Origin of the sequence: Streptomyces sp. NPDC059695, assembly GCF_042733785.1 — a bacterium.
In the GTDB taxonomy this organism is placed as follows: Bacteria; Actinomycetota; Actinomycetes; order Streptomycetales; family Streptomycetaceae; genus Streptomyces.
In genome coordinates this window covers 33161-59329 of the sequence record NZ_JBHWFF010000039.1, presented here as the reverse complement: position 1 = coordinate 59329, position 26169 = coordinate 33161, and the positions used below count along the sequence as shown (strand labels likewise).

The 26169-nt window shown below is 73.1% G+C and carries 24 protein-coding genes; 17 read left to right on the top strand and 7 right to left on the bottom strand.

The window, feature by feature from the left end:
- Nucleotides 1-174 precede the first annotated feature (174 nt).
- Nucleotides 175-3840 (top strand): amino acid adenylation domain-containing protein, encoded by a 3666-nt coding sequence (locus ACFV2S_RS32840; protein WP_385567655.1) that lies wholly within the window; start codon nucleotides 175-177, stop codon nucleotides 3838-3840.
- On the opposite strand, the gene ACFV2S_RS32835 is transcribed toward ACFV2S_RS32840, so the two are convergent.
- Entirely contained in the window at nucleotides 3809-4570 is a 762-nt protein-coding gene (locus tag ACFV2S_RS32835; protein ID WP_385567650.1) for a helix-turn-helix domain-containing protein, read from the bottom strand. The two genes, ACFV2S_RS32840 and ACFV2S_RS32835, sit on opposite strands and share 32 nt — an antisense overlap.
- Nucleotides 4571-4820: 250 nt before the next feature.
- On the opposite strand from ACFV2S_RS32835, the gene ACFV2S_RS32830 reads away from it, so the two are divergent.
- The 8 genes from ACFV2S_RS32830 to ACFV2S_RS32795 all read left to right on the top strand — a co-directional run bounded on the left by ACFV2S_RS32830 (nucleotide 4821) and on the right by ACFV2S_RS32795 (nucleotide 11205).
- Complete coding sequence (locus ACFV2S_RS32830) at nucleotides 4821-5489, top strand: DUF4097 family beta strand repeat-containing protein (protein WP_385567647.1); 669 nt, start codon at nucleotides 4821-4823, stop codon at nucleotides 5487-5489.
- Nucleotides 5490-5531: 42 nt separating this feature from the next.
- A complete protein-coding gene (locus tag ACFV2S_RS32825; protein ID WP_385567643.1) occupies nucleotides 5532-6488 on the top strand; it encodes an ATP-binding cassette domain-containing protein in 957 nt (318 codons plus the stop codon).
- Nucleotides 6485-7270: an ABC transporter permease gene (locus tag ACFV2S_RS32820; protein ID WP_385567639.1), complete on the top strand. Its 786-nt coding sequence runs from the start codon at nucleotides 6485-6487 to the stop codon at nucleotides 7268-7270. The genes ACFV2S_RS32825 and ACFV2S_RS32820 overlap by 4 nt, the downstream gene beginning before the upstream one ends.
- A 253-nt stretch (nucleotides 7271-7523) precedes the next feature.
- Nucleotides 7524-8183 (top strand): hypothetical protein, encoded by a 660-nt coding sequence (locus tag ACFV2S_RS32815; RefSeq protein WP_385567635.1) that lies wholly within the window; start codon nucleotides 7524-7526, stop codon nucleotides 8181-8183.
- Nucleotides 8180-8674, top strand: coding sequence for a hypothetical protein (locus tag ACFV2S_RS32810; RefSeq protein WP_385567631.1), 495 nt, complete (start codon nucleotides 8180-8182; stop codon nucleotides 8672-8674). Before ACFV2S_RS32815 ends, ACFV2S_RS32810 begins: the two co-directional genes overlap by 4 nt.
- Nucleotides 8675-8814: 140 nt before the next feature.
- Nucleotides 8815-9123, top strand: coding sequence for a DUF2087 domain-containing protein (locus tag ACFV2S_RS32805; protein WP_385567627.1), 309 nt, complete (start codon nucleotides 8815-8817; stop codon nucleotides 9121-9123).
- On the top strand, nucleotides 9120-9749 hold the full coding sequence (locus ACFV2S_RS32800) for a LysE family transporter (protein ID WP_385567623.1): 630 nt from the start codon (nucleotides 9120-9122) through the stop codon (nucleotides 9747-9749). Before ACFV2S_RS32805 ends, ACFV2S_RS32800 begins: the two co-directional genes overlap by 4 nt.
- Nucleotides 9750-9918: 169 nt before the next feature.
- Nucleotides 9919-11205 (top strand): amino acid permease, encoded by a 1287-nt coding sequence (locus tag ACFV2S_RS32795; RefSeq protein WP_385567668.1) that lies wholly within the window; start codon nucleotides 9919-9921, stop codon nucleotides 11203-11205.
- On the opposite strand, the gene ACFV2S_RS32790 is transcribed toward ACFV2S_RS32795, so the two are convergent.
- Genes ACFV2S_RS32790 through ACFV2S_RS32780 form a run of 3 tightly spaced genes read right to left on the bottom strand, consistent with a single transcriptional unit; the run spans nucleotide 11159 to nucleotide 13913 of the window.
- Nucleotides 11159-11848: a TetR/AcrR family transcriptional regulator gene (locus tag ACFV2S_RS32790; protein ID WP_385567619.1), complete on the bottom strand. Its 690-nt coding sequence runs from the start codon at nucleotides 11846-11848 to the stop codon at nucleotides 11159-11161. The genes ACFV2S_RS32795 and ACFV2S_RS32790 overlap by 47 nt on opposite strands.
- A gap of 38 nt (nucleotides 11849-11886) precedes the next feature.
- Nucleotides 11887-13038: an MFS transporter gene (locus ACFV2S_RS32785; RefSeq protein ID WP_385567615.1), complete on the bottom strand. Its 1152-nt coding sequence runs from the start codon at nucleotides 13036-13038 to the stop codon at nucleotides 11887-11889.
- Complete coding sequence (locus tag ACFV2S_RS32780) at nucleotides 13035-13913, bottom strand: pirin family protein (protein ID WP_385567611.1); 879 nt, start codon at nucleotides 13911-13913, stop codon at nucleotides 13035-13037. The genes ACFV2S_RS32785 and ACFV2S_RS32780 overlap by 4 nt, the downstream gene beginning before the upstream one ends.
- A gap of 133 nt (nucleotides 13914-14046) precedes the next feature.
- On the opposite strand from ACFV2S_RS32780, the gene ACFV2S_RS32775 reads away from it, so the two are divergent.
- A complete protein-coding gene (locus tag ACFV2S_RS32775; RefSeq protein ID WP_385567607.1) occupies nucleotides 14047-14625 on the top strand; it encodes an NADPH-dependent FMN reductase in 579 nt (192 codons plus the stop codon).
- Nucleotides 14622-15395, top strand: a complete 774-nt coding sequence (locus ACFV2S_RS32770) for an MBL fold metallo-hydrolase (protein ID WP_385567603.1) — start codon at nucleotides 14622-14624, stop codon at nucleotides 15393-15395. The genes ACFV2S_RS32775 and ACFV2S_RS32770 overlap by 4 nt, the downstream gene beginning before the upstream one ends.
- A gap of 4 nt (nucleotides 15396-15399) precedes the next feature.
- Here the strand turns inward: ACFV2S_RS32770 and ACFV2S_RS32765 are convergent, their stop codons facing one another.
- Nucleotides 15400-15711, bottom strand: coding sequence for a hypothetical protein (locus ACFV2S_RS32765; protein WP_385567599.1), 312 nt, complete (start codon nucleotides 15709-15711; stop codon nucleotides 15400-15402).
- Between the two features lie 306 nt (nucleotides 15712-16017).
- Here ACFV2S_RS32765 and ACFV2S_RS32760 point away from each other — a divergent pair, with 306 nt between their 5' ends.
- Nucleotides 16018-17541 carry a glycosyl hydrolase family 18 protein gene (locus ACFV2S_RS32760; protein WP_385567594.1) on the top strand — a complete coding sequence of 508 codons (1524 nt, stop codon included), beginning with the start codon at nucleotides 16018-16020 and terminating at the stop codon, nucleotides 17539-17541.
- 135 nt (nucleotides 17542-17676) lie between these two features.
- On the opposite strand, the gene ACFV2S_RS32755 is transcribed toward ACFV2S_RS32760, so the two are convergent.
- Both ACFV2S_RS32755 and ACFV2S_RS32750 read right to left on the bottom strand, forming a co-directional pair.
- Nucleotides 17677-18615 carry a hypothetical protein gene (locus ACFV2S_RS32755; RefSeq protein WP_385567589.1) on the bottom strand — a complete coding sequence of 313 codons (939 nt, stop codon included), beginning with the start codon at nucleotides 18613-18615 and terminating at the stop codon, nucleotides 17677-17679.
- A 71-nt stretch (nucleotides 18616-18686) separates the two neighbouring features.
- The gene (locus ACFV2S_RS32750; RefSeq protein ID WP_383793364.1) at nucleotides 18687-19412 is read right to left on the bottom strand and encodes a PIG-L deacetylase family protein; all 726 of its coding nucleotides are present in this window, start codon (nucleotides 19410-19412) and stop codon (nucleotides 18687-18689) included.
- A 141-nt stretch (nucleotides 19413-19553) separates the two neighbouring features.
- Between ACFV2S_RS32750 and asnB the strand changes: the two genes are divergently transcribed.
- From asnB to mshA, 5 genes are all read left to right on the top strand, one after another.
- Nucleotides 19554-21353 (top strand): asparagine synthase (glutamine-hydrolyzing), encoded by a 1800-nt coding sequence (gene asnB, locus ACFV2S_RS32745; RefSeq protein ID WP_385567584.1) that lies wholly within the window; start codon nucleotides 19554-19556, stop codon nucleotides 21351-21353.
- 46 nt (nucleotides 21354-21399) lie between these two features.
- On the top strand, nucleotides 21400-22248 hold the full coding sequence (locus ACFV2S_RS32740; RefSeq protein WP_385567580.1) for a hypothetical protein: 849 nt from the start codon (nucleotides 21400-21402) through the stop codon (nucleotides 22246-22248).
- Nucleotides 22249-22338: 90 nt separating this feature from the next.
- Entirely contained in the window at nucleotides 22339-23082 is a 744-nt protein-coding gene (locus tag ACFV2S_RS32735) for an SDR family oxidoreductase (RefSeq protein WP_361392928.1), read from the top strand.
- Nucleotides 23083-23113: 31 nt separating this feature from the next.
- Nucleotides 23114-24679, top strand: coding sequence for a class I tRNA ligase family protein (locus tag ACFV2S_RS32730; protein ID WP_383801817.1), 1566 nt, complete (start codon nucleotides 23114-23116; stop codon nucleotides 24677-24679).
- A gap of 155 nt (nucleotides 24680-24834) precedes the next feature.
- The gene (mshA, locus tag ACFV2S_RS32725) at nucleotides 24835-26142 is read left to right on the top strand and encodes a D-inositol-3-phosphate glycosyltransferase (RefSeq protein ID WP_385567663.1); all 1308 of its coding nucleotides are present in this window, start codon (nucleotides 24835-24837) and stop codon (nucleotides 26140-26142) included.
- Nucleotides 26143-26169 lie beyond the last annotated feature (27 nt).

The following is a 26169-nucleotide window of genomic DNA, read 5'->3' as shown; positions in this document are numbered from 1 at the left end:
TAAAAGAGCCAGGTGCCCTCACCAGTGGTGCGGGTCCGGGCTCAGTAGCCTCTGGCGCCGGCAAGGGCGCCGTTCGTTGTGCCCACCCGTTCCGCCCCTTGCGGAACGCCTGCCCACAACGGGCGGGGCGAGGCCCACAACGGGCTCGGGTGGGCCCCACTCGAAGGGACCCGCATGACCACGCTCGACCGGCTTCTCCGGGCGCACGTCGACCGCCGCCCCGACGACCCCGCCGTCGCCTTCGGCGAGGAGACGCTCTCCTTCCGGGAGCTGTACGACACCGCCGCCGCCCTCGCCGCCCATCTCCAGGCGCTCGGCGTCCGCCCCGACGACCGGGTCGGCGTCCACGTCGAGCCGTCGCTCGACCTGATGACCGGCATCTGGGGCGTCGTCCTGTCCGGCGGCGCGTACGTGCCGCTCTCCCCGGAGTACCCCGAGGAACGCCTCCGCTACATGATCGAGGACAGCGGGTCGCGGATCGTCGTGACCCAGGACCGCTTCCGGGACCGGGTCGCGGACCTCGCCCCGCCCGGTACGACGGTCGTCACCCCCGGGGACGTACGGCCGGGGCGGGCGGCCGTGCCCCCCGCGCCCCACCACCTCGCCTACGTCATCTACACCTCCGGCTCCACTGGCAGGCCCAAGGGCGTCATGGTCGAGCACCGCTCGATCGTGTCCCAGATGCGCTGGATGGAGGCGGAGCACGGGCTCGGCCCGGACGCCGTCGTCCTCCAGAAGACCCCCATGAGCTTCGACGCCGCCCAGTGGGAGATCCTCGCCCCGGCCGTCGGCGCCCGGGTGGCCGTCGGCCCGCCGGGGGTCTACCGGGACCCCGAGGGCCTCGTGGACGCGGTCCGCGCGCACGGCGCGACCATGCTCCAGGGCGTGCCGACCCTCCTGCAGGCCCTCGTGGACACCGAGCGCCTCGGCACCTGCTCCGGTCTGCGCCGCGTGTACTCGGGCGGCGAGATCCTCTCCAGGAACCTCGCCGTGCCGCTGCTCGCCGAGCTCCCGGACGCCGAGCTGATCAACCTGTACGGCCCCACGGAGTGCACCATCAACGCCTCCTCGTACACGGTGGACCGCGCCACGGTCGCCGAGGGGCCGCCCGCGATACCCATCGGCAGACCGGCCCACGGCACGACCTTCCACCTGCGGGACGGCGAGCTGTGCGTCGGCGGGGTCCAGGTGGCGCGGGGGTACCTGGACCGTCCCGAGCTGACCGCCGAGAGGTTCGTGACGAGCGGGACCGGCGAGCGGCTGTACCGCACGGGCGACCTCGCCCACATCGACGACGACGGCACGGTCCACTTCGCCGGCCGGGCGGACAACCAGATCAAGCTGCGCGGCTTCCGCGTCGAGCTGGACGAGATCGCGCTGGCGATCGAGGACCACGACTGGGTCAGGAACGCGGCGGTCATCGTCAAGGACGAGCCCCGCACCGGCTTCCAGAACCTGGTCGCCTGCGTGGAGCTGTCGCCGAGGGAGGCGGCCCTGATGGACCAGGGCAACCACGGCGCCCATCACCAGTCGAAGGAGTCGAAGCTCCAGGTCAAGGCCCAGCTGTCGAACGCGGGCGTCCGCGACGACGCCGAGCTCGCGGGCCGCCCGGTGGTGGAGCTGCCGGGGGCGACGCCGACCGCGCGGATGCGCCGTACGGTCTTCGCCCGCAAGACGTACCGCTTCTACGAGGGCGGCGAGGTCACGCGCGCCGACGTCCTCGCCGCCCTGGCGCGCCGCCCGGAGGGCATCGGCTCCCGGTCGGCCGGGAGCCTGACCGCGGCCGACCTCGGGGAACTCCTGCGCTGGTTCGGGCAGTTCACGAGCGAGGAGCGGCTCCTCCCGAAGTACGGCTACGCCTCGCCGGGCGCGCTCTACGCGACGCAGCTGTCCGTGGAGGCGCGCGGGATCGCGGGTCTGGACCCGGGCACGTACTACTACCACCCGGTCCGTCACCGCCTTTACCTCACGGAGGCGTCGGACGAGCCCGGTGAACCCTTCCTCCGGTTCCGCTTCCACGGCCGGCGGGCCGCGATCGAGCCGGTCTACCGGAACAACATCCAGGAGGTCCTGGAGATCGAGGCGGGCCACATGGTGGGCCTCTTCGAGGAGGTCCTGCCGGGGTACGGCCTCGACGTCAGGGCGTGCCCGGACGGGGCGTGGGAGGTCGTCCCGTACGAGGAGGGGGCACGGTCCGGGCCCGAGGTGGACCTCTACGTCCAGGCCCACGGGGACGCCGTCCGGGACCTCCCCCCGGCCCAGTACGCCTACGCGGACGGCACCCTGACCGAGGTCTCGTCCTCGCTCGTCGAGAAGCGGCACGTCATCGCGATCAACCAGGCGGTGTACGAGCGGGCCTCGCTCGGCATCACGGCGGTGAGCCGGACGGCGGACCCGGTCCGCGCGTACGTCGACCTCGGCCGGGCCCTCCAGCGCCTCCAGCTCGGCGGGCACGGGCTCGGGTTCATGTCCTCGGGCTACAGCTCGAAGTCGGGTCATCCGCTGCCCGCGGCCCGGCGGGTGGAGGAGATCCTGACGGCGGCGGGACGGGGGACGGGACCCTCGTACTTCTTCGTCGGCGGCCGGGTGAGCGAGGAGCAGCGGCGGAGCGAGGGGATGTACGAGGACACGGTCCACATGAAGGGCCCGGCGGAGATGATCCGCGACGACCTCGCGCACCACCTGCCGGACTACATGATCCCGAACCGGGTGGTGGTCCTGGACCGGCTGCCGCTGTCGGCGAACGGCAAGGTGGACACGAAGGCGCTCGCCGACCTCGCCGTGGTCAACGCGGGACTGCACGGCCGTCCGCACGTCCTGCCCCGGACGCGCACGGAGAGCAGGCTCGCGGAGATCTGGGCGGCGGCGCTGAAGTACGAGGACGCCGGGGCGGTCTCCGTCCTGGACGACTTCTTCGAGTCCGGGGGCAACTCGCTGATCGCGGTCGCGCTGATCACCCGGATCAACCGGGAGTTCGGTGCGGGGCTGCCCCTCCAGATCCTGTTCGAGCTTCCGACGGTCGAGAAGCTCGCCCACCGCCTCGACGGCGCCGCGGCGACGCCGTCCTCACGTCTCGTACGGCTGCACGCGGCCGGGACGCGGTCGCCGGTGTACTGCTGGCCGGGGCTCGGCGGGTACACGATGAACCTGCGGCACCTGGCCGAGGAGGCCGGCATCGACCGGCCCTTCTACGGGGTGCAGGCGCACGGCGTCAACCGGGGCGAGGAGCCGTACGCGACGATCCGCGAGATGGCCGCCGCCGACGTGGCCGCGATCCGCCGGCGCCAGCCCGCCGGCCCGTACACCCTGTGGGGCTACTCCTTCGGCGCCCGCGTCGCCTTCGAGTCGGCGCACCTCCTGGAGGCGGCGGGGGAGCAGGTGGAGAACCTCTTCCTGATCGCCCCGGGCTCCCCGAGGGTCCGCTCCTCGGAGACGGGCGGGGCGTCGTACGGCAATCCGGCGTTCGTGACGATCCTGTACTCGGTCTTCGCGGGCGCGATCGACCCGGGCGTGCGGGCCGGGGACCGGGCGGCCTTCGTGGCCCGCGTCGCGGAGGACTTCCCGGCGCTGGACCCGGACCTGATCGGCCGGATCGTCGCGATCGTCGAGGAGACCTTCGAGTTCACGTACACCTTCCGCGAACTGACGGAGCGGCAGGTGAGCTGCCCGGTGACGCTCTTCAAGGCCGAGGGCGACGACTACTCGTTCCTGGAGAACGCCACGGGCTGGTCCACCCGTCCGCCGACGGTCGTCGAGCTCGACGCGGACCACTACAGCCTGCTCCGGCAGCCGGACCTGGCGGAGCTCGTCAAGAAGATCCGCTACCGCCTGGGTCTGTAGCGGTCGCCTCCGGCGCGGCCGGGGGCTTGGAGTGGAGGACGTCCCGGGCCTGTTCGGCGGCCCGGGCCGTCGACTCGGAGACGAAGTCGAGGAAGCGGGCGACGCTCTCCAGCCGGTGGCCGGCCGGAGTGCCGGAGCCGAGGACGGTGACGCCCTGCCGCGCGGTCTCGACGATCTTCGCGATGGACCGGGCGGAGGCCATCATCGCCTGGTACCAGACGTCGTCGTCGACGGTGTAGCGCTCGCGGCGGCGGTCGTCGCGCTCCCGGCGGATGAGGCCCTGGCCGTCGAGGAACGCGACCGCCTTGGAGACGGACGCCGGGCTGACCTGGAGACGGTCGGCGAGTTCGGACGCGGTCATGCTGCCCGCGTCGGCGAGGGTGAGGGCGGCCATCACGCGGGCCATCATCTTGGGCATGCCGGAGGCCATCATGACGGTCGTGAACGTCTCCTCGAAGGCCTGCACGTCCTGGGGATCCCGCCCGTGCGCCTGAGGTGCGGCGGCCGTTCCCCGGGGTGCGGCGGGCTTGCGGCGGTGCGCGCGGTGCTCGGTGGCGCGGTGGGCGAGGTCGGCCCGGTAGCCGGTGGGGCCGCCGTTGCGCATGACCTCCCGGGTGACGGTCGAGGTCGGGCGGTCGAGGCGGCGGGCGATCTCCGCGTACGCGAGGCCGTCGGCCAACCCGGTGGCGATCTGCTGACGTTCGGGCTGGGTGAGTCTGCCTCCCGGCATCGCGGTCTCCTTCGTGGTCCGTGCTCCGTGGAGCCTTCAGCATAGCGTTCACCGACAATCCATTGCAACGTACTGTCGGGCTGTTGTTGCGTTAGATCCAGAACCATTGCAATGAAATCCCGTAAGTGACCTGCAAATATAGGGTTTTCACGCAATGAAGTGCTTGCCGGACCTTCGAACGCAACGTAGCTTTTCCCTCATCGGAAAGAGCGCGGCGGACCACCGCCCGCCACGACCAGGGAGAAGCACCGTGCAGAAGTTCGCCACCGCCGCCGCGATCGTCACCACCCTCACCGTCCCCGCCGGCCGCATCCGCCTCATCGCCTCCGACCGCACCGACACCACCGTCGACGTCCTCCCCGCCGACCCCTCCAAGAGCCGCGACGTCAACACCGCCGAGCAGACCGAAGTCGCCTACGCCGACGGCGTCCTGCGCATCGAGGTCCCCAAGGCGAAGAACGGCGTTCTCGGCAACGGCCTCGGCTCCATCGAGGTGACCGTCCAGCTGCCGGCCGGCTCCCGCGTCGAGGCCCAGGCCGCCGCCACCGAACTCCGCACCACCGGCCGCCTGGGCGACCTCACCTTCCAGGGCGCCTACGGGGAGATCGTCATCGACGAGGCCGCGGACCTGACCCTGACCGCCACCGACGGCGACGTCCAGGTCGGCCGCCTGACCGGCTCCGCCGACATCACCGCCGCCCGCGGCGACATCCGCATCGCCGAGGCCACCGGCGGCACGCTCGCCCTGACCACCCAGAAGGGCGACATCACCGTCGGCGCCGCCACCGGCGTCTCCGCCACCCTCGACGCCGGCACCGCCTACGGCCGCGTCACCAACTCCCTCAAGAACGACGGCACTCCCGCCCTCACCATCCGCGCCACCACCTCCTACGGCGACATCGCCGCCCGCAGCCTCTGACCCACCCCGGACCGGCACGCAGCCCACGAAGGAGCACCTCACATGACCACCCTGGCCATCGCAGCGAACGGGCTGCGCAAGTCCTACGGCGACAAGACCGTCCTGGACGGCATCGACCTGACCGTCCCCGAAGGCTCGGTCTTCGCCCTCCTCGGCCCGAACGGCGCGGGCAAGACGACCGCGGTGAAGATCCTGTCCACGCTGATCACCGCCGACGGCGGTCAGGTGACGGTGGCGGGCCACGAGACGGCCACCGCGCCGCAGGCCGTGCGGGCCGCGATCGGGGTCACGGGCCAGTTCTCCGCCGTCGACGGTCTGATCACGGGCGAGGAGAACATGCTGCTGATGGCGGACCTGCACCACCTGTCCAAGAAGGAGGGCCGCCGCATCACCGCCGAACTCCTGGAGCGTTTCGACCTGACCGAGGCGGCGAAGAAGCCCGCCTCGACGTACTCCGGCGGCATGAAGCGCCGTCTGGACATCGCCATGACCCTGGTCGGCAGCCCGCGGATCATCTTCCTGGACGAGCCGACCACCGGCCTGGACCCCCGCTCCCGCCACACCATGTGGCAGATCATCCGCGAGCTCGTCACGGGCGGGGTGACCGTCTTCCTCACCACCCAGTACCTGGAGGAGGCCGACCAGCTCGCCGACCGCATCGCCGTCCTGAACGACGGGAAGATCGCCGCAGAAGGCACCGCCGACCAGCTCAAGCGCCTGATCCCCGGCGGCCACATCCGCCTGCGGTTCTCCGACCCCGCCGCCTACCGCGACGCCGCGGCCGCCCTCGCGGACGCGACCCGCGACGACGAGGCCCTCACCCTCCAGCTGCCCAGCGACGGCAGCCAGCGCGCCCTGCGCACCGTCCTCGACCGGCTGGACACGGCCGGCGTCGAGGCCGACGAACTCACGGTCCACACCCCGGACCTCGACGACGTCTTCTTCGCCCTCACCGCCACCGCCACCGTCCCCGCCCCGTCCAAGGAGACCGTCCGATGAGCACCCTCGCCCTCGCCGCCCGCGACACGTCCACGATGCTGCGCCGCAACCTGCTGCACGCCCGCCGCTACCCGTCGCTCACCCTGAACCTGCTGCTCACGCCGATCATGCTCCTGCTGCTGTTCGTCTACATCTTCGGCGACACCATGAGCGCGGGCATCGGCGGCGGCGACCGCTCCGACTACATCGCCTACCTCGTCCCCGGCCTGCTCCTGATGACGATCGGCTCCACCACGATCGGCACCGCGGTCTCCGTCTCCACCGACATGACGGAGGGCATCATCGCCCGCTTCCGGACCATGGCCATCCACCGCGGCTCCGTCATCACCGGCCACGTCATCGGCAGCGTCATCCAGTCCGTGATCAGCGTCGTCCTCGTCGGCGCGGTCGGCGTCGCCATCGGCTTCCGCTCCACCGACGCCACCGCCCTCGAGTGGCTCGCCGCCTTCGGCCTGCTGGTCCTCTTCGCCCTCGCCCTGACCTGGATCGCCGTCGGGATGGGCATGGTCTCCCCGAACGCGGAGGCCGCCAGCAACAACGCCATGCCGCTGATCTTCCTCCCGCTGATCTCCAGCACCTTCGTCCCCGTCGACCAGATGCCCGGCTGGTTCCAGCCCATCGCCCAGTACCAGCCCTTCACCCCCGCCATCGAGACCCTCCGCGGCCTGCTCCTGGGCACCGAGATCGGCCACAACGGCTGGCTCGCCCTCGCCTGGTGCCTCGCCCTCGCCACCCTCGGCTACTTCTGGTCCAAGGCGGTCTTCAACCGCGACCCCAGGTAACCGGGACGATGGACGACCCCACGAAAGGCCCGCCGCGGCTCAGCCGCGACGGGCCTTCGTCGTGGTGCGGGGACGGCAGGGCCACACCCGAGTCCCCTGGCCGGATCGTCCGGATATGCGCCTACGCAAGGGGTTCCTTTGCGTAGCAACCTCAAATCCGACTCAGGGAATTCTGCTTTTCCCCACCCTGTGAATCGGTCGCGATAGGTTCCTCTCAGCCGCCCTGACCAGGAGGCTTTCCGAAGGGGGATACATGCGTGCCAATGTGAGGAAGATGATGGCGGTTTCCGCCGTCACGCTCGCGATTCTCAGCGGGTCTCACGCCGTCGCGTTCGCCGAGACAACCGACCCGACCCCGGCCGGAGGGGGCGAGCTCCAGCCCGGGCCGCCGCCCGAGGAGGGCGAGAACGGATTCACACCGGCATCCGAGCAGGAGGCGGAGCTGCCGACGACGACGGGCAAGCCTTCCGAGATGCCCGCGGCCGAGCACTGTGCAGCGAAGAACGTCTACAAGCCGACGGCCAACCTGGGCAGGAAGCACGAAGGGATCGGCATCGCCCAGTCCAACTACAACGACGCGAGCAGGACCTTGCGCAGCTGGTTCAAGGCGGAGGTCGGTGGCGAGGTCAAGCTGACCCACAGCGGCGAGCTCAAGGCATCCGCCGGCGTCGTCGTGGCGGAACTGGAGGCGAAGTACAGCGTGGACCTCTCCGTCTCCGTCACCGCCAAGATGGGCAACGAGATCCAGATCGACACGCCGCCGAAGAAGACCACCTACGCCAAGTACGGGGTGTGGCGCCTCAAGAACACCGGAACGAGCTACACCATCTACAGCAACTGCCGGACGTCGGCGAAAAGCACGGTGACCACCCTGACGCCCTGGTACGTGGGGTGGTACGTGTGGGAGCGGTGAACAAGGCGTACGGGCGTGGTTCTGCCGCGCGGCTGTTGATGGCGGGTGCCGTTGTCTCCGCTGTCCTCATTTCCAGTGGCTGTTCTCCCGACGGGGGAGATGCTTCCGCTTCCTCCAAGCCGTCCGGATCGCCGTCATCCACCGCGACCAGAACTCCGGACGAGCCTTCCGGGGGATCGGTGGAGGTGGCCCCCAAGCTTCCCGACGGCACCACCATCGCCGAAGTGGCGAATGCCAAGGGGAACAGGGAAGTGCCACTCGAGGGAGGTGTGCGCAAGGGGCCGCTGGGAATCATGGTGGCCTGCAAGGGGGATGGAGCCGTCAAGGTTTCCTTCGAACCCTCAGGGCTTGCATTCCCGCTGAAATGCATGGCCGGTGAGGTCAGCACCACCTTCAACCAGATCGATCTCAAGTACGACCGTTCTTCGGCGCACATTCAGGTGGAAGCACCGGCATCGGTGAGCTGGGCGATGAGCGTCGGCCAGTCCTGACTCCGCCGGGGAGCCGCGACCAGGGGCGCGTCTCCTCAACCTCGTGCTGCTCCCGGCGGACCCGGGAGCAGCACGAGGAGAGCTTCCTCGCGTGTGAAAACCCTTTGCGGGGCGGGGGAGCGGGCCGTCAGTCTCTCGGCATGACCAGTCATCCCGCCCGCCCCGTCGCGGACCTCTTCTCCGCCGACGGGCGCCTCACGGCGATCCCGCGCCGGCCCGCCCGCCGCGAGGCGCTGCTCGCGCACCTCGCCACGACCCTCTTCGACGCGGACCGGACCTACCGGGAGTCCGAGGTCAACGAGGCCCTGCGCACCGTGCACGAGGACTTCCCGGCGCTGCGCCGCCACCTCGTGACCGGCGGCTTCCTCACCCGTACGAAGGACGGCTCGGACTACCGCCGACAGCAGCGGACCGACTCCCCCGGAGGCACGATCCCCGCCGTCGCGTGACGGCCGCGGTGGTGGCCGGCCTGCTGGCCGGCTACGGCATCGCGATCCCGGTCGGTGCCGTCGGCGCCTATCTGGTGGCCGTCACCGCGCGCGCCGGATGGCGTACGGGGGCCGGGGCGGCCCTCGGCGTGGCCACGGCCGACGGCCTCTACGCCCTGGTCGCCGTGGCGGGCGGTTCCGCGCTCGTTCCGGTCCTCACCCCGGTGACGACCCCGCTGCGGTGGATCTCCGCCGCCGTCCTCGTGGTCCTCGGCGTCCGGGCCGGCCGGGCGGCGCTCGCCGCGTACCGCACGGGCGGGCTCGCGTCCCGGGACGACGGCGGCGCCCTCACTCCCGCGCGGGCGTACCTCACCTTCCTGGGCATCACGGTCCTCAACCCCATGACGGTGGTCTACTTCGCCGCGCTCGTCCTCGCCACGGGCCCCTCCGCCCCCGCGACCCCCGCCGCCCGCACGGCCTTCGTCCTCGCGGCCCTGCTGGCCTCGGCCAGCTGGCAACTCCTCCTGGCCCTCGGCGGCACACTCCTGGGCCGCACCCTGACGAGCGCCCGGGGCCGCCTGACCACGGCCCTCGCGTCGAGCACCCTGATCGTGGTGCTCGCCGTGCGGCTCGTCGTGTCGGGCTGAGGGAGGGCCGTCGGGTGACCCCTCCGCGTCCCGGGACGTCTCAGCCGACGGGATCGGGTTGCCGGCGGCCGGTGTCAGGCGTCAGGCTCCTGCGCCGGTCGTCTGAATCTCGGGGGGAATCGTGACGGAGCGGGTGCTCGGGGCGGGGCTGCGGCAGCGGCATCTGGCCATGATCGCGTTGGGCGGGGCCATCGGGGCCGGGCTGTTCGTCGGGTCGGGGGTCGGGATCGCCGCCGCCGGGCCCGGCATCCTCGTGGCGTACGCGCTGGCCGGGATCCTCACCGTGCTCGTGATGCGGATGCTGGGCGAGATGTCGGCCGCGCGGCCGGTGAGCGGCTCCTTCGCCGAGCACGCGCGGACCGCGTTCGGGCCGTGGGCCGGGCTGCTCGCCGGGTGGATGTACTGGGCGCTGCTCGTCGTGAGCGTCGCCGCCGAGGCCGTCGCGGCGGCGCACATCGCCGGCGGCTGGCTGCCCGCCGTGCCCGGCTGGGCGTGGGTGGCGGTCTTCATGACGGTGTTCACCGCGAGCAACCTCGCCGGCGTACGGAACTTCGGTGAGCTGGAGTTCTGGTTCGCCGGCCTGAAGATCGCCGCGATCGGCGGGTTCCTGCTGCTCGGGGCGGCCGTCGTCGCCGGGCTGCTGCCCGGCTCGCCCTCGCCCGGGACCGGGCACCTCCTGCACGACGGCGGTTTCCTCCCGCACGGCTGGCACGGCGTCGCCGTCGGCGTCGTCGCCGCCGTCTTCGCCTTCGGCGGCCTGGAGACCGTGACGATCGCCGCCGCCGAGTGCCCGGACCCGGTCCGCGCCGTCCGGGCGGGCGTCCGGGCCGTGATGTGGCGGGTCGCGGTCTGCTACCTCGGCTCGATGGCCGTCATCGTCACCCTCGTCCCGTGGAACGCCCCGGGCGTCGCCGACGGCCCCTACGCCGCCGTCATGGACCGGATCGGTGTGCCCGGCGCCGCCGACCTGATGAAGGCCGTCGTCCTCGTGGCCCTCCTGTCCGCGATGAACGCCAACATCTACGGCTCCTCCCGCATGCTGTACGCCCTCGTCGGGCGGGGCGACGCGCCCCGCGCCCTCGGCCGGCTCGGGCGGTCGGGCGTCCCGGGTGCCGCCGTCCTCGCCTCGGCCGCGTTCGGGTTCGTCTCCGTCGTCCTCAGCCTGGTCTGGCCGCGCACGGTCTTCCCGTTCCTGCTCAACTCCATCGGCGCCGCGATCCTGATCGTCTGGGCGCTGATCGCCGCCTCCCACCTGCGGCTGCGCGGGCCCTCCGGGCGGGCCGTCGTCGCGCTCGCCGGGATCGGCGGGGTGCTGGTGTTCATGCTGGGCGACGCGGCCAGCCGTACGCAGCTGCTCACGACCGGGGGATGGGTGCTCGCCCTGCTGCTCGTCGCGTGGGTCCGGAGCGTCAGGAACGCGCGTACCGGGCCAGGAACAGATCCACTCCCGAGCTGATCACCCGCGTCAGTTCCGCGTCGGCGATCTGCGCGTCGGGGGAGAAGGTGCGGACGAGCTGGGGCACCCCCACCGTGGCCGCCACCAGCTGCTGCACGGCGAGCGCCGGGTCGGGCGCGTCGAGGGTGCCGCGCGCGTTCAGCTCGGTGAAGGCCTCGATCAGGGGGCCGTTGTTCATGTCGTAGCTGACCCGGTACCAGAGCTGCCCGAGCTGCGGGAACCGGTCGATCTCGCCGATGACCAGGCGGCGCAGCGACATGATGTCGGGGCGCAGCAGGATCCGGGCCCAGTCGGTGGTGAGCCGCACGAGCGCGGCCCGCAGGTCGGGGGCGTCGGCGATCGTGGAGTTGGCGGGCTCCAGGTCGGCGTACGTCTGCGGCAGGACGCCGCCGATGACGGCGAGGAACAGGCGCTCCTTGCTGCCGAAGTGCTTGTAGATCGTGGCCTTCGAGACGCCTGATCCGCGGGTGATCGCGTCCATGGAGGCCGCCGAGTACCCCTCCGCGAGGAACTCCGCGAGGGCCGCGTCGATGATCGCCTGGCGCTTGCGCGAGGCGGCGTCGGCGGGGTCCGGGATGATCGGGATGCCGTACGCGTCGACCGCGTCGGCGTCCTGTGCGTCGGCTCCGGTTCCGGCTCCCATGGCTGGTCCTTCGGTGGTGGTGGCGGCTGCGGCACCCACTATATGAACTGAACGGTTTGGTCTGCAAAGGCCGCCAGGGCGGGACCGGCCGCGACGCCGATCAGGAAGGCCAGATTGAACAGGCCGATCGCGAGCCCCCGCCGGGCCGCCGGCAGGCCCTCGGTCGCGGCGCCGGTGAGCAGCCCCTGGCCGCCGGCGGTGACGAGCGCGCTCGTTCCCGAGCCGAGCAGGACGGCCACCGGCCAGGGCGCGGACACGGCGAGCACGAGGGCCAGGGCCGAGCCGAGCGCGAGGACGGCGCGGAGCCGGGCCGGGCCCAGGGACGGGGCGGCGCGGACCAGCTGCCAGGACAGCAGGGCCCCGGCGAGCGCGGCGACGGAGGCGAAGGCCCCGGTCTCCACGGGCCCCCAGCCGGTGAGCACGGCGACGCGGCGCGGAGCGGCGTACATCAGGCCGAAGTTGACGGTGGAGAGCGCCAGCATGAGCGCGGCGGCGGCGAGGAACCGGCGGTCCCGGAGGATGTCGAGGGGGAGGGGGAGGGGGGCGGCGGGGGTGCGGGGCGTGCCGCCGTCCCGGGGCGGTGCGCACGCTGCCGCCCGGCCCGCCCGCGCCCCGGCGGCCGGGCCCGCGTCCGCCAGGCGGAGCACCGGGCGCAGGGTGAGCAGGCTCAGGAGCGGGAGGACCAGCGCCGCGCGCCAGCCCAGCACCCCGGCGACGGCCGCGCCCGCGAAGAGGCCCGCGGTGCCTCCGGCCGCGCTGCCGATGGCGACCAGGCCCGGGGTCCGGCCCGTGCGGTCGTGGCCGGCGAGCTGGAAGGCGGCGACGTTCAGCCCGGCCGCACCGGCCGCTTCCAGCGTGCGCCCGGCGATCGCCAGGGGGAGGCCGGGCGCGAGGAGCACGAGCAGCGCGCCGAGGGCCACCAGGAGGGCGGAGGCCCGTACGACTCCGGCGGTGCCGCGTCGTCCGGCGGTGGCGGAGAGGAGCGGGGTGCCGACCGCCATGCCGAGCCCGAACGCCGTCATGAGCCAGGCGGCCGCCGCCGGGGTGACGTCCAGGGCGCGCGTGGCCTCCGGCAGGGCGAGGCTCGGCCCCGACACCCCCATGGCCGCGGGTGCGGCGAGCGCGGCGAGCAGGAGCCCGGACCGGGCGGCGGTCCCGCGCGCCTTCCGGGGCGCCGACAGCGTGGTCATACCGGCATCCGGCCCATCAGTCCCCGGCGGAAGTCCCTCTCCGCCGTGCGGAGTTCGGCGTCCGTGTTCATCACGAAGGGGCCGCTGCGGGCGACCGGTTCGCCGATCGGCTCGCCGGTCAGGACGAGGACCTCGGCGGCGGTGCCCGGGGCCGCGACGGTGAACCCCTCCCCGTCCCGGTCGAGGACCGCGAGGTGGCCGTCGGGGAGGTGCTCGCCGGAGACCGTGGCCTCGCCCCGCATCACGTACACCATCGCGTTGTGCCCGGCCGGGACGGTGAACCCGGCGCGGGTGCCGGGCGTGAGCCGCGCGTGGGCGACGAGGACCGGCGTACGGGTCGTGAACGGGCCGGTCACGCCGTGGCTGCTCCCGGCGAGGACGGTCAGCTCGGCGCCCTCCGGGGTGACGGCGACGGGCAGGTCGGCGGCCTCGGCGTTCTGGCTCTCCGGCGGGACGTCCTTGAGGCGGGCGGGGAGGTTGAGCCAGATCTGGAGCATGTGCTGCCGGCCGCCCGAGGCGAGGAACTCCGGGGTGGGCAGGGCCTCGTGGACGATCCCGGAGCCGGCGGTGAGCCACTGGACGCCGCCGGCGCGGACGACCGCGCGGTGGCCGCGCGAGTCGGCGTTCGCGATGTCGCCGTCGAGGACGTACTGGATGGTCTCGAAGCCGCGGTGCGGGTGCGGGGGAGCGCCCTTCGCCTCGCCGGGCGCGAGCTCGACCGGACCCACCTGATCGACCATCAGGAAGGGATCGACGAAGGGGAGTTCCTCGGTGGGGAAGGGGCGTCGTACGGGGAATCCGGCGCCTTCGTAGGTGTGGAGGGGGCGGGCGACGCGGGCGACGGCCCGCTCTGCGGTGCGTGCGTGGGTGGCCATGCCCCGAAGGAACTACACCATTCGGTTCACTGTCAAGACTGAACCGTTTGGTTGACAGACTGAACCGATCGGTTTAGCTTCGGGGTGTCGAGTCCGGCGATCGCCGGCTCGCCCGACGAACTGGGGGGTTCCCATGACCGCGTCCACGATCCTCGCCATCTCCGGCTCGCTCCGCGCCACCTCGCACAACACGCAACTGCTGCGCGCCGCACAGAAGTTCAACCCCGGCGGCCTGGAGATCGAGATCTACGAGGACCTGCGCGAGATCCCGCCGTACGACCTGGACCTCGACACCCCCGAGCTGCGCCCGGCCGTCGTCGGCGAGCTGCGCCGGAGGGTCGCGGAGGCGGACGGACTGCTCATCGCCACCCCGGAGTTCAACTACTCGATCCCCGGCGTCCTCAAGAACGCGCTCGACTGGCTGTCCACCGACTGGACCAGGTCCGAGGGCCTCCCGCTGCACCGCAAGCCCGTCGCGATCCTCGGCGCCGCGCCCACCAACTTCGGCACCGTGCGGGCGCAGCTCGCCCTCCGCCAGGTCTTCGTGTGGACCGACAGCGACGTCGTGGTGAAGCCCGAGGTCCACGTCTTCCGCTCGCACGAGCGCTTCGACGCCGACGGCAACCTCACGGACGAGACCACGGTCGAACTGCTGCAGGGCCTGCTGACCGCCCTCCGGGCGAAGACCGTGGCGCCGAGGGCCGCCGCATGAGCGCCCGCCCGGACGCCGTCACCGCCACCTACCTCGGCACCGCGACCGCGCTCCTCCGCATCGGCGGCCTGACGGTCCTCACCGACCCCGCCCTCGACCCGGCCCCCGCCGACTACCCCGGCGCCCGCCCGCTGCACCGCACGGCGGGACCCGCCCTGACCGCCGCCGAACTCCCGCCCGTCGACCTGGTGCTGCTCTCGCACGACCAGCACGCCGACAACCTGGACGCGACCGGCCGTGAGGTCCTGGCCGGCGCCGGGCTCGTCCTGACCACCCCGGAAGGCGCCGCGCGCCTCGGCGGCCGGGCGGAGGGGCTCGCCCCCTGGGAGAGCCGGACGGTCACCGCCGGCGGGACCACCGTCACGGTCACCGCCACCCCCGCCCGCCACGGCCCGGAGGGTACGGAGCCCGTCACCGGACCCGTCACGGGCTTCGTCGTCGCGTACGGGGGCGGCACGCTCTACGTCTCCGGCGACACCGTCCGCCACGACGCGCTGACGGAGATCGGCACCCGCTTCCGCATCGGCACGGCCTTCCTCCACCTCGGTGACGCGCACTTCCCGTCCACCGGCGACCGCGCCTTCTCGATGAGCGCCAGGGACGGGGCGGAGCTCGCCCGCACCCTCGGCGCGCGCACGGTGATCCCCCTGCACTACGACTCCTGGGACCACCTCGCCGAGGACCCGGCCCGCATCACGGAGGCCTTCGCGGCCCCGGACCTGGCGGGGCGTCTGCGGTGGCTGCGGCCCGGGGTGCCGGAGGCGCTCTGACCGGTCAGCGGTTCCGCCGCGCCCCCGCCGTCAGGGCGACCGTCCCCGCCACGGCCAGGACCGCGCCCGCGGCCAGGACGCCGCGGTGGGAGCGCCAGGAGAGGACCGACCAGCGGGACTGGGCGGAGAGCAGGGAGCCGAGGCTCGCCCAGGAGCCGACGGAGGCGACCGAGAGGGCGGAGCCGACCGAGCCGACGGAGAGGAAGGAGCCGACCGAGCCGATCGAGAGCGTCGATCCGACCGAGCCCACGGACAGGAACGAGTCCCGCGACCAGAGCGACAGGGACGCGCGCGCGTGACGTGTCTGTTGGGTCATGCGGCGATCCTAGGGGGTGTCTTGTCGATCAGGCCGGATCAGGCCGGTCCGCGGAGGAGCCGGTTCCGGGCGCGAGCGGTTGCGGCCCTGGCTCGCTGGACCAATCCGGCCGTCCGCGCGCATCGCTCCAGGACCCGCCCGTACTCGCTGGATGCACCACGCATCGAATCCCGAAATTGGTCTAGTCCAAGTTTGGTCCAGGCCATTGACGTGCTCATGGTGGCAGGGGTTACGTCGTCATCCAACAGTCGTGCGCGACAAGGACGTTGACGCACTCCCGCACCCCCCCACAGTCATTGGATCGCCATGAGACGACGCGTACGTTCGCTCCGCTCGGCCCTCACCGCCGCCGTGACCGCCGTGGCCGCCCTCGGCCTCGCCACCGTCGCCACCGCCCCCGCCCAGGCGGCGACGCCGCTCCCCGCCCGGGTCTTCGCCCCCTACTTCGAGTCCTGGACCGGGGAGAGCCCGGCCGCCCTCAGCGCCCAGTCGGGCGCCAAGCACCTGACGATGGCGTTCCTCCAGACCGCCGCCAAGGGCTCGTGCACCGTGTACTGGAACGGAGACACCGGGCTGCCCATCGCCCCGTCCTCCTTCGGCGCCGACATCACGACCATCCGGTCCCGCGGCGGGGACGTCATCCCCTCCTTCGGCGGCTACACGGCCGACACCACCGGCACCGAGATCGCCGACAGCTGCACCGACGTCAACCAGGTCGCCGCCGCGTACCAGAAGCTCATCACGACCTACGACGTCAGCCGGCTCGACATGGACATCGAGGTCGACTCCCTCGACAACGCCGCCGGCATCGACCGCCGCAACAAGGCGATCAAGATCGTCCAGGACTGGGCCGCCGCCAACGGCCGCCAGCTCCAGATCTCGTACACCCTGCCGACGACCACCCACGGCCTCGCCGCCAGCGGCCTCGCCGTGCTCAAGAACGCCGTCACCAACGGCGCCAAGGTCGACGTCGTCAACCTCATGACCTTCGACTACTACGACAACGCCGCCCACGACATGGCGGCGGACACCAAGACGGCCGCCCAGGGCCTCTACGACCAGCTCGCCAAGCTCTACCCCACGAAGACGGCCGCCCAGCTCTGGGGCATGGTCGGCATCACCGAGATGATCGGCGTCGACGACTTCGGCCCCGCCGAGACCTTCACCCTCGCCAACGCCCGCACGGTCTACGACTGGGCGCTCTCCAAGGGCATCAACACCCTGTCGTTCTGGGCGCTCCAGCGCGACAACGGCAGCTGCGCGGGCGGCGCCGCCGCGGACAACTGCTCGGGCATCCAGCAGAACACCTGGGACTTCTCGCACATCTTCGCGCCCTTCACCAGCGGGACGACCGCTCCCACGGACGACTTCTCGGTGACCACCACCCCGGCCGCCGCCACCGTCACGGCCGGCGGGTCCACCTCGGCCACGGTGAAGACGGCCGTCACGGCCGGTGCGGCGCAGACGGTGAACCTCACGGTGAGCGGCCTGCCCGCGGGCGTCACCGCGACGCTCAGCCCCACCTCGGTGACGGCCGGGGGCTCCTCGACCCTCACCGTGAACACCACGGCGGCCACGGTCTCCGGCACGTACCAGATCGTGGTCAACGGGGCGAGCCCCTCGGCCGGTCACGCGGCGGTCCTCGCCCTGACCGTCACGGGCGGCGCGACCCAGTGCACGGCGGCCCCGTGGGTGTCCTCCAGCGTCTACACCGGCGGCCAGCAGGTCTCGCACAAGGGCCACACCTGGAAGGCCAAGTGGTGGACGACGGGCGAGGAGCCCGGCACCACGGGCGAGTGGGGCGTCTGGCAGGACCTCGGCGCCTGCTGACCCCCGCCCCGATCCCTCCTGGGACCCGCCTCTCGGGGCGGGTCCCAGGGGGTGTCGTCACCCTCCCGTCTGCCCTCCGGGCGACGACGGGAGGGCGACGACGGGAGGGCGACGACGGGAGGGTGACGACACCCCCTAGCGCATCCAGCCGAAGCGCTTCTTGAGCTCGTCGTCCCTGCGCTTCTGGTCCTCCGCCGCCGCCTTGATCGCGTCCGAGAGCGTGCCGGTCAGGTGGTCGGCGAGGGCTCGGGAGGCGAGGACGAGGTCGTCGAGGAGCGGACGGAGCCCGGCGGCCAGGGAGGCGCCGAGGGCGCCGCTCGCGCCGAGTTCGGTCAGATGGAGGCCGGCCTGGGCGAGGGGCAGCGAACTGGTGTCACGGATGTGGTCGGCGATCTCGCCGAGCCGCTTGCGCGCCCGGGTGTGCTCGTCCCCGTCGTGGAAGAGACCGTCCCCGAACCAGGAGCTCGCGGCGGAGGCCAGGTGCATGCTGTCGGCGGCCCGCGTGCGGGTGCCGGAGCCGCCGCCGGCGGGCCGTCCGGCGATCGTCTTGAGCGCCGCGACGTCAGGGGCCTCCCGGGCCCGCCTGACGCGCTCGTCGCCGCGGGTGGCCGCGGAGGCCACCTCCGACACGAACCGGGGCCTGGCCTTCTCCGCCTCCGCCGCCATGGCCTGCCGGGAGGCGTCGCTGATCGACGGCATCTCGGCCGCGCCGATGGGGGAGATCACCGTCCGGAGGTTGACGACGAGGTCGAGGACGGCGTTCTTGGACGCCCGGGCGATGTCGCCGCAGGCGTCCAGGCCGTCGGCGATCACCCCGGCCGCCTCCGACACCTGGGCGAACCGGCCCGAGAGGCCGGTCCAGTGCTCCTGGAGCGCCTCGACCGCCTCGCCCTGCCCGCTGGACACGAGCCGCTCGACGGCCTTGCCCGCGTCCGCGCGGTCGTCCGCGAACTTGGTCCCGAAGGGGCGGAGCCGGTCGGCCGCCGCGTGGGCGTCGTCCTCGTTCGCCTCCACCCAGGGCAGGGCGTACAAGTCCATCAGCCCCTTGTCCGCGTCCGACCTCTCCAGCGCCATGGCGTGAACTCCCCCCAGAATCACGTGCATTGGAGAAGAACGGTCTCACGCACCCCGAACAGCGACAAGGCTCAGTCGATGTGCACGATCTGGAAGGCCTCCGCCATCCGGCCCGGGGGCAGGCCGCCGGCCGTCGCGTGTTCGCCGAGCCAGTCGCGCAGCAGGCCGGCCAGGTCGTCGAAGTGGGCCGTCTGCGAGGTGTGGATGCGCAGGGCCTCGACCTTGCGGTCGAAGACCGAGGTGACGTCGACGTACTGGTTCGGGGTCGGCCCGGTCATCAGCCACAGCTCGTGGACGGTCCACGGCTCCAGGCCCTCCTCCTTGAGGAGTGCCGCGTGCGCGAAGGGGTTGCGGGCCTCGGGGTAGACGGCGCGCAGGGCCGCGTCCCCGACCGCGCGGTGGTCGGGGTGGAGGTCGGCGACGCGGGCCCAGTTGATCTCGGGGGACGGGATGACGGCGCGCTGCGGCCGTACCTCGCGGATGACCCGGCACAGGTCGCGGCGGAGCTCCACGGAGGGCTCCACGAAGCTGTCGGGGTAGCCGAGGAAGCGCACGTCGGCGACGCCGCTCAGCTTGGCGGAGTGGACCTGTTCGGCGCGGCGCAGGTCCGCCATGGCCTGCCGGGGGAGCGCTTCGTCGTAACCGCCCGCGCCGCCGTCCGTGACGATGCAGTACGTGACGCGGGTGCCGCGCTCGATCCACTGCATGACGGTGCCGCTCACGCAGAACTCGATGTCGTCCGGGTGTGCGGCCACGACCAGCAGGGACTCGGGGGTGGTCCGGTTGAAGTCCTCCATGGGGCAAGCCTGTTGGGGTGGCGGGGGCGTCGCAAGGCCATGTCGTGGCGTGAACAGGACATGGCACTTACGCGCCATTCAAAAGCTTGGTAGATTCAAATCATTGGGTAATTCGGGTGACGTGCTTGGAGGGTGACCGTCATGTGCAGGATCCTCGGCTCCTTCGCCGCCGGGGCGGACCGCCCCGAGCCGGCCCAGCTCGCGGCGGTCTCCGCCCGCCAGCGCCACGGCGGCCCCGACGAGCACCAGCTGCTCAGCGGACCCGGCTGGTCGCTCGGCTGCGACCGCCTCGCCGTCACCGACCCCTGCGGCGGACAGCAGCCCTACCGGCTGCCCCACCTCCCTGGCATCCTCGCCGTCCTCAACGGCGAGATCTACAACCACGCCGAGCTCCGCCGTACGCTCGCCGCCCGCGGCCACCGCTTCCCCGACCGCTGCGACGGCACCGTGCTCCCCGCGCTCTACGCCGAGTACGGCACCGCCTTCGCCGAGCACCTCGACGGCATGTTCGCCGTCGCGCTCCTCGACCTGCGGCCCGGCGGCACCCGGCTCGTCCTCGCCGTCGACGACATGGGCATGAAACCGCTCCACCTGCACCACGACCCGTACGACGGCTCCACCCGCTTCGCCTCCGAGATCCCCGCCCTCCTCGCCTTCGAAGGCGTTCGGATCTCCCCCCGCGACGACGCCCTCGACACCGTCCTCGCCACCCGCACCTCCTTCTCCACGCACACCGCCCTCGACGGCGTCGACGCCCTGCCGCCCGGCGCCACCGCCGTCGTCCGCCCCGGCGCCGCCCCCGTCGTCCGCCGCCGCGGCCCGCACCGGGCCACCCCCCACGGCGACACACAGGACGTCCTGCGGCACGAGGTGCGCCGGCTCGCCCGGGCCGAGGTGCCCGTCTGCGCCGTCACCAGCGGCGGCCTCGACTCCGGGCTCGTCACCGCGCTCGCCGCCGAGCAGGCCCGCGAGACGGACGCGCCGCCGCTGCACACCTTCCACCTCACCTACCGGGGCCGGTGGCCCGACTCCGAGGCCGCCCACGCCCGGTCCGTCGCCCGGCGCGCCCGGACCGTCCACCACGAGGTCGCCGTCGACCCCGACGAACTCGGCTCCCTCCTCACCCGCACCGTCCGTCACCTCGGCCAGCCCAACGCCGACCCCATCACCGTCTCCTCCTACGCCCTCTTCCGCGCCGTCCGCCAGAGCGGCTTCACCGTCGCGCTCGCCGGCGACGGCGCCGACGAACTCTTCGGCGGGTACGACCGGATGCGGGCGGCCCTCGCGGCGGGCCCCGAATGGGCCGGCGCCTACACGGACGCCCTGTCCGCCGCCCCCCGCCTGCTCCGCGAGCACCTCTACACCGCCGACTACCGCGCCTACATCGCCGATACGGGCTCCGCCGCCGACCGCATCGAACAGGAGCTGCGCTCCGCCGAGGCCGTCGGCGCGGACCGGCTCACCGCGATGACCGCCTTCGAGACGCGCTGGCGCCTCCCCGCGTACCACCTGCGGCGCCTGGACCACCTGTCCATGGCGTGGGCGGTCGAGGCGCGCCTTCCCTTCTGCCAGCCGTCGGTGGTCGCGCACGCCCGGTCCCTGCCGGTGGCGGCCCGGACGGGCAAGCGGGCGCTGTACGAGGCGGGCGGGGAACTCCTCCCGGCGTCCGTCCTGAACCGGCCCAAGCAGCCCTTCACCCTGCCCGTCGCGGCGATGCTCGCCCCCGGCGGCCCGCTCCTCGACCTCGTGCGCGAACTGCTGTCCCCGGCGCGGCTGGTCCTCGGCGGGAAGATCCGCGCGGACCGGGTGGCGAAGCTGCTGGCCGGGCACCTGGAGCGGCCCACGCCGCAGGCCGCCCTGACCCTCTGGTCCCTCGCCGTCCACGAACTGTGGACGGAGGTCGTCCAGGGCATGCGGATCCCGGTGGGCTGTGCGGCCTGATCCACCGGGACCTCCGCGCGCCGTCGCGGGCGTCGCGTCGCGCACCGTGGTCGTGACCGTCGTCCGGGCCCACGACGCCCCCGGCCCCACCCTCGTCGTGCGTCTCGACCGGCTGCCGCCCGGCGCGCTCGCCCTCGGTGCCGAGCTGAGGGCCGCCCTCGCCGCCACCCCCTACCCCGGCCTCAACAAGATCGCCCTCTTCGACCCCCTCACCCTCCGCTACCGCTTCGTCCAGGCCCTCCCCGACGGTTCCTTCGACTTCCGGGCGGGGTGCGGGCACTCCCTCCTCGCCTGCGTCGTCGCCGACGGGCGCCCCGGGCCCGTCACCGTCCGCGCGGTGACCACCGGCGACACCGTCCTGTGCGAACGCGAGCGCGCCCCGCACGACGACGCGTACACGCTCAGCTTCCTGCGCGCGCCCGACGCCCCCGGCACGCTGCCCACCGGCCGTCCGGTCGACGTCCTCCTGGGCGTGCCCGTCTCCCTCGTGCGGTACGGCAATCCGTACGTCTTCGTCGACGCCCGGCACCTGGACCCGCGGGCGGCGGAGCGTCAGCTCCTGGCGCTGCGCGCCGAGGCGGCCCGCCGCCTCGGACACTCCCCGGCCTCCGCGCTCCCCAAGATCGCCGCCGTCGCCGACGGCCCCGGCGGGCTCTCCGTCCGGGCCCTCACGGTCGGCGGCTGGCACCCCGGGCTCGCGCTCACCGGCGCCGCCGCGCTCGCCGCAGCCGGGGCGCTCGACGGGACCGTGGTGCCCGCCCCGCGCGGGCCCGTCCGCACGCCCGCCGGCACGGTCACCGTCTCCGCAGCGCCGGACCGCGTCCGCGTCCACCACAAGCGCGCCGAGGTGCTCGAAAGCCTGGAACTGCCGTGGCGTGTCCACGCAACGGCGTGAACGCGCACCCCTTCCGGCGGGCCCGCACCCCCCTGCCTCTGCCACGCTGAAATGAACCGCCATCGGTATCCGTGGGGAGAGCAGACGCACATGAAATTCGAGAATCTGCGTGTCGTCGTGACCGGAGCGTCCCGCTATTTCGGTCGCGCGCTCGCCGTCGGATTCGCGCATCTCGGCGCGGAGGTCTATGTGTCGGCGCGGACCGTGGAGGCCGCCGAGCGGACCCGTACGGAGGTCATGGGGTCGGCCCGTGACCGCATCCACGCCTTCGGCTGCGACCTGAGCAGGCCCGCCGAGATCCGGGAGTTCGCGGCCCGGGTCGGCGAACGGACCGACCGGGTGGACCTGTTGGTGAACAACGGGGCCCGGTGGCTCGACGGGATGGACCTGGAGGCGGCCAGCGACGCCGAGATCGTGGAGACGATCGAGTCGACGGCCGGCGGCACGGTCCTCATGGTGAAGCACTTCCTGCCGCTGCTCCGCGGCTCGCTGCGGCCCGACATCGTGAACATGGTCGCCGTCCGCGACGCCGAGGGCGCCTCCGCGGCGGCCGGCGCGGCCCACGAGGCCTTCTGGGCGGCGAAGAGCGCCCAGGCGGGTTTCGCCGACATCCTGTCGCGCCGGCTGCGGCCCTCCGGGGTCCGCGTCTTCTCCCTCTTCCCGCCCGATTTCTCGACCTCGGACCCGCGCTTCGCGGAATGGGACGGATCGAATCCGGACGGAATAGCGCCCGACGAGAAACTCACCACGCAGGCCCTTTTCGAGTGCATCGTCTACGCCGTCGAGCAGCCCCGTGACTGCTTCATCCGGTCCTTCCACTTCGAGCCCCGCTGACCGACGGAACACCCCGCGTCAAGGAGGTCCCATGAGCACCCCCGTCTGGATCACCGCGACCCCTCCCGCCACCCACGGCGAACTCCACATCGGACACCTCGCCGGGCCGTACGTGGCCGCCGACGTCCTCACCCGATTCCTGCGGGCCGAGGGGGAGGCGGTCCGCTTCACCACCGGCACGGCCGACCACGCCAGCTCGGTCGAGGTCCGGGCGCTGCGCCACCACCGCAAGCCGGAGGAGGTCGCGGAGGGCTACCGGGCCGCGATCACCGCCGACTGGCTGCGGTCCGGCGTGGAGTTCGACCACATCGTGAGCCCCCGCCGCGACAAGGGGTACGGACGCTGGGTGCAGCAGCTCTTCGCGAAGCTGTACGCGCAGGGCGTCATCGCTCCCCGGACGCGGCTGCTCCCGTACTGCGAGCCGTGCGACCGCTGGCTGCACGGGGCGCACGCCACCGGCACCTGCCCGCACTGCGGAGCGGCCAGCGACGGCGGGATGTGCCACGAGTGCGCCCGTCCGAACGACGGCGGCGACCTGATCTCGGCGCGCTGCGCGCTGTGCGACACCCCGGCGGTGGCCCGCCGCTGCCGCCGGCTGTACGTGCCTCTGGAGCCGTTCCGGGAGACCCTCGCGGACTACTGGGCGACGGCGGGCCTGCCGCCGCGGCTCGCGGCGCTGTGCGAGTCGCTCGTGGAGGACGGGCTGCCGGACATCGCGGTGGGCCATCCCGCCGAGTGGGGCCTGGAGGTGCCGGTGGAGGGCTTCCCCGAGCACCGGATCGACGGCTGCTTCGAGGCCGCCGCGATGCACCTGTTCGGCTACGACGTGACGGGCCCGCTGCCCCGCCGGGCGATCCACTTCTGCGGGTTCGGGCACGCGTTCTGCCACGCCGTGCTGCTGCCGGTGCTGCTGCTCGCGCAGGACGTCAAGCTGCCGCAGGACTTCAACGTCAACGAGTCGTACGTGATCGAGGAGGGCGTCCAGGAGGGCAACGTCTGGGCGCTCGACCTGCTCACCGAGTACGGCTCCGACACCCTGCGCCGGCACGTCCTGCAGGCCCGTCCGCTGGGCCGCCGCACGGTCTTCCGGCGGGAGCGGCTCGCGACCGCCCGGCGCGAGCTGGACGAGAACTGGAACAGCTGGCTGTCCCGGCTCTTCGCGGCGGTACGGGAGGAGTGCGGCGGTCTCGCCCCGCAGGCGCTGCCCGGCGGCACCGGCTGGGAGGTCCTGGAGCGGCGGCTGCACCGGGGCGTGGACGACCTGCGCGAGGCGTACGGCCCCGACGCCTTCGACCCGCGCCGGGCGGTCGCCGTCCTGGACGAGATGGTCCGCTCGGTGGCCGACTTCGGTCACGTCAACGCGCACGAGCGGTGCCGTCCCAGCACCTCGTGCCGGCATCTTCCGGCCCTCGCCGCGCAGTTGGCGGTGGCCTCGGCGCTCTCGGCGTGGGCGCGGCCGGTCATGCCCGAGGGCGCCGACCGGCTCGCGGCGGCGCTCCGGGTGGAGCCGGGCCGTCCGGTCGGCTGGCAGGCGCTGACGGGCCCGCTGCCGGGCACGCGTCTCGCGCCGCCGTCGGGGCCGGTCTTCGGGTTCTGAACGGCTCGCCCCCCGATCCGTACTACTAAGCAACTAAGTACCTCAGTACCGGTAGGAATCCCGCCCCTCCCCGTCGCGTGACCGTGCGCGCGAGCGACGCGCAGGGACACGCGGCCCCCACTCCCCAGGAGCCCCACGTGTCCCTGCGCGTCGCCATGCTGAGCGTCCACACCTCCCCGCTCCACCAGCCCGGGACGGGGGACGCCGGCGGCATGAACGTCTACATGGTCGAGCTCTCCCGCGCCCTGGCCGAACAGGGCGCGGAGGTCGACCTGTTCACCCGCTGCCGGGGCGAGGGCGCGCCCCCGCTCGTCGAGCTCGCCCCGGGCGTCCGGGTCCGCCACCTGCACGCCGGGCCGCGCCGGGCGCTGCCCAAGGAGGCGATGCCGGACCTGGTGGTGCCGTTCTCGCTGGCCCTGCTCAAGGAGGAGCGGCGCTACGACCTGGTCCACTCGCACTACTGGCTCTCCGGGCAGGCGGGCCGGATCGCGGCGGTGGGCTGGCGGATACCGCTGGTGCACACGGCGCACACCCTGGCCCGGGTGAAGAACGCCTCGCTCGCCGAGGGCGACACCCCCGAGCCCGAGCTGCGGGTCCGCGGCGAGCACCAGGTGGTGGGCAGCGCGGACCGGCTGATCGCGAACACGGCAGCCGAGGCGGAGGCGCTGCGCTCGCTGTACGGGGCGGAGGGGGCCCGGACCGAGGTCGTGCGGCCCGGGGTCGATCTGCGCACCTTCCGCCCGGGGGACGGGCGGGCCGCGGCCCGGGCCCGGCTCGGGCTGCCGGCCGGGGCGTTCGTGCCGCTCTACGCCGGCCGTATCCAGCCCCTGAAGGGGCCGGACGTGCTGGTGCGGGCGGTGGCGGAGCTGCTGCGGGAGGCGCCGGAGCTGCGCCGCCGGCTGCTCGTGCCGGTGGTGGGCGGGCACTCGGGGGCGACCCGGGAGGGCACGGCGTGGCGGCTGGCGGAGGAGTTGGGGGTGACCGATGTGCTGCGGTCCTTCCCGCCGGTGCCGCAGGAGCGGCTCGCGGACTGGTACCGGGCGGCGGACGTGCTGGTCGTCCCCTCGCGCAGCGAGTCCTTCGGCCTGGTGGCGGTGGAGGCGCAGGCGTGCGGGACTCCGGTGCTCGCGGCCGCGGTGGGCGGGCTGCCGACGGCGGTGTGGGACGGGGTGACGGGGCTGCTCGTGCGGGGCCACGACCCGGTGGAGTACGCGCGCCGGCTGCGCTGGTTCGCGGCGCACCCGGAGGCGGTGGAGACGATGGGCGCGGCGGCGGTGCGTCATGCGCGCGGGATGAGCTGGCGGGTGTCGGCCGAGCGGACCATCGAGGTGTACCGGGGGGCTCTGGAGCGGGGGGTGGGGGCGGGGGGGCGGGCCCCCCCCCCCCCCGCCGCCCCCCCCCCCCCGCGCCCCCAAAATGCCGGTGCCCAAAGGTATCATAACATTTTGTTAGAACAAAGGTAATGCGCGCAGCCGCTCGTTCAAATACCT

Coding starts and splice junctions, on each gene's coding strand:
- ACFV2S_RS32840 (WP_385567655.1), top strand. CDS start 175: ATGACCACGCTCGACCGGCTTCTCCGGGCGCACGTCGACCGCCGCCCC.
- ACFV2S_RS32835 (WP_385567650.1), bottom strand. CDS start 4,570: ATGCCGGGAGGCAGACTCACCCAGCCCGAACGTCAGCAGATCGCCACC.
- ACFV2S_RS32825 (WP_385567643.1), top strand. CDS start 5,532: ATGACCACCCTGGCCATCGCAGCGAACGGGCTGCGCAAGTCCTACGGC.
- ACFV2S_RS32820 (WP_385567639.1), top strand. CDS start 6,485: ATGAGCACCCTCGCCCTCGCCGCCCGCGACACGTCCACGATGCTGCGC.
- ACFV2S_RS32815 (WP_385567635.1), top strand. CDS start 7,524: ATGCGTGCCAATGTGAGGAAGATGATGGCGGTTTCCGCCGTCACGCTC.
- ACFV2S_RS32805 (WP_385567627.1), top strand. CDS start 8,815: ATGACCAGTCATCCCGCCCGCCCCGTCGCGGACCTCTTCTCCGCCGAC.
- ACFV2S_RS32795 (WP_385567668.1), top strand. CDS start 9,919: ATGATCGCGTTGGGCGGGGCCATCGGGGCCGGGCTGTTCGTCGGGTCG.
- ACFV2S_RS32790 (WP_385567619.1), bottom strand. CDS start 11,848: ATGGGAGCCGGAACCGGAGCCGACGCACAGGACGCCGACGCGGTCGAC.
- ACFV2S_RS32785 (WP_385567615.1), bottom strand. CDS start 13,038: ATGACCACGCTGTCGGCGCCCCGGAAGGCGCGCGGGACCGCCGCCCGG.
- ACFV2S_RS32780 (WP_385567611.1), bottom strand. CDS start 13,913: ATGGCCACCCACGCACGCACCGCAGAGCGGGCCGTCGCCCGCGTCGCC.
- ACFV2S_RS32775 (WP_385567607.1), top strand. CDS start 14,047: ATGACCGCGTCCACGATCCTCGCCATCTCCGGCTCGCTCCGCGCCACC.
- ACFV2S_RS32770 (WP_385567603.1), top strand. CDS start 14,622: ATGAGCGCCCGCCCGGACGCCGTCACCGCCACCTACCTCGGCACCGCG.
- ACFV2S_RS32765 (WP_385567599.1), bottom strand. CDS start 15,711: ATGACCCAACAGACACGTCACGCGCGCGCGTCCCTGTCGCTCTGGTCG.
- ACFV2S_RS32760 (WP_385567594.1), top strand. CDS start 16,018: ATGAGACGACGCGTACGTTCGCTCCGCTCGGCCCTCACCGCCGCCGTG.
- ACFV2S_RS32755 (WP_385567589.1), bottom strand. CDS start 18,615: ATGGCGCTGGAGAGGTCGGACGCGGACAAGGGGCTGATGGACTTGTAC.
- ACFV2S_RS32750 (WP_383793364.1), bottom strand. CDS start 19,412: ATGGAGGACTTCAACCGGACCACCCCCGAGTCCCTGCTGGTCGTGGCC.
- asnB (WP_385567584.1), top strand. CDS start 19,554: ATGTGCAGGATCCTCGGCTCCTTCGCCGCCGGGGCGGACCGCCCCGAG.
- ACFV2S_RS32735 (WP_361392928.1), top strand. CDS start 22,339: ATGAAATTCGAGAATCTGCGTGTCGTCGTGACCGGAGCGTCCCGCTAT.
- ACFV2S_RS32730 (WP_383801817.1), top strand. CDS start 23,114: ATGAGCACCCCCGTCTGGATCACCGCGACCCCTCCCGCCACCCACGGC.
- mshA (WP_385567663.1), top strand. CDS start 24,835: ATGCTGAGCGTCCACACCTCCCCGCTCCACCAGCCCGGGACGGGGGAC.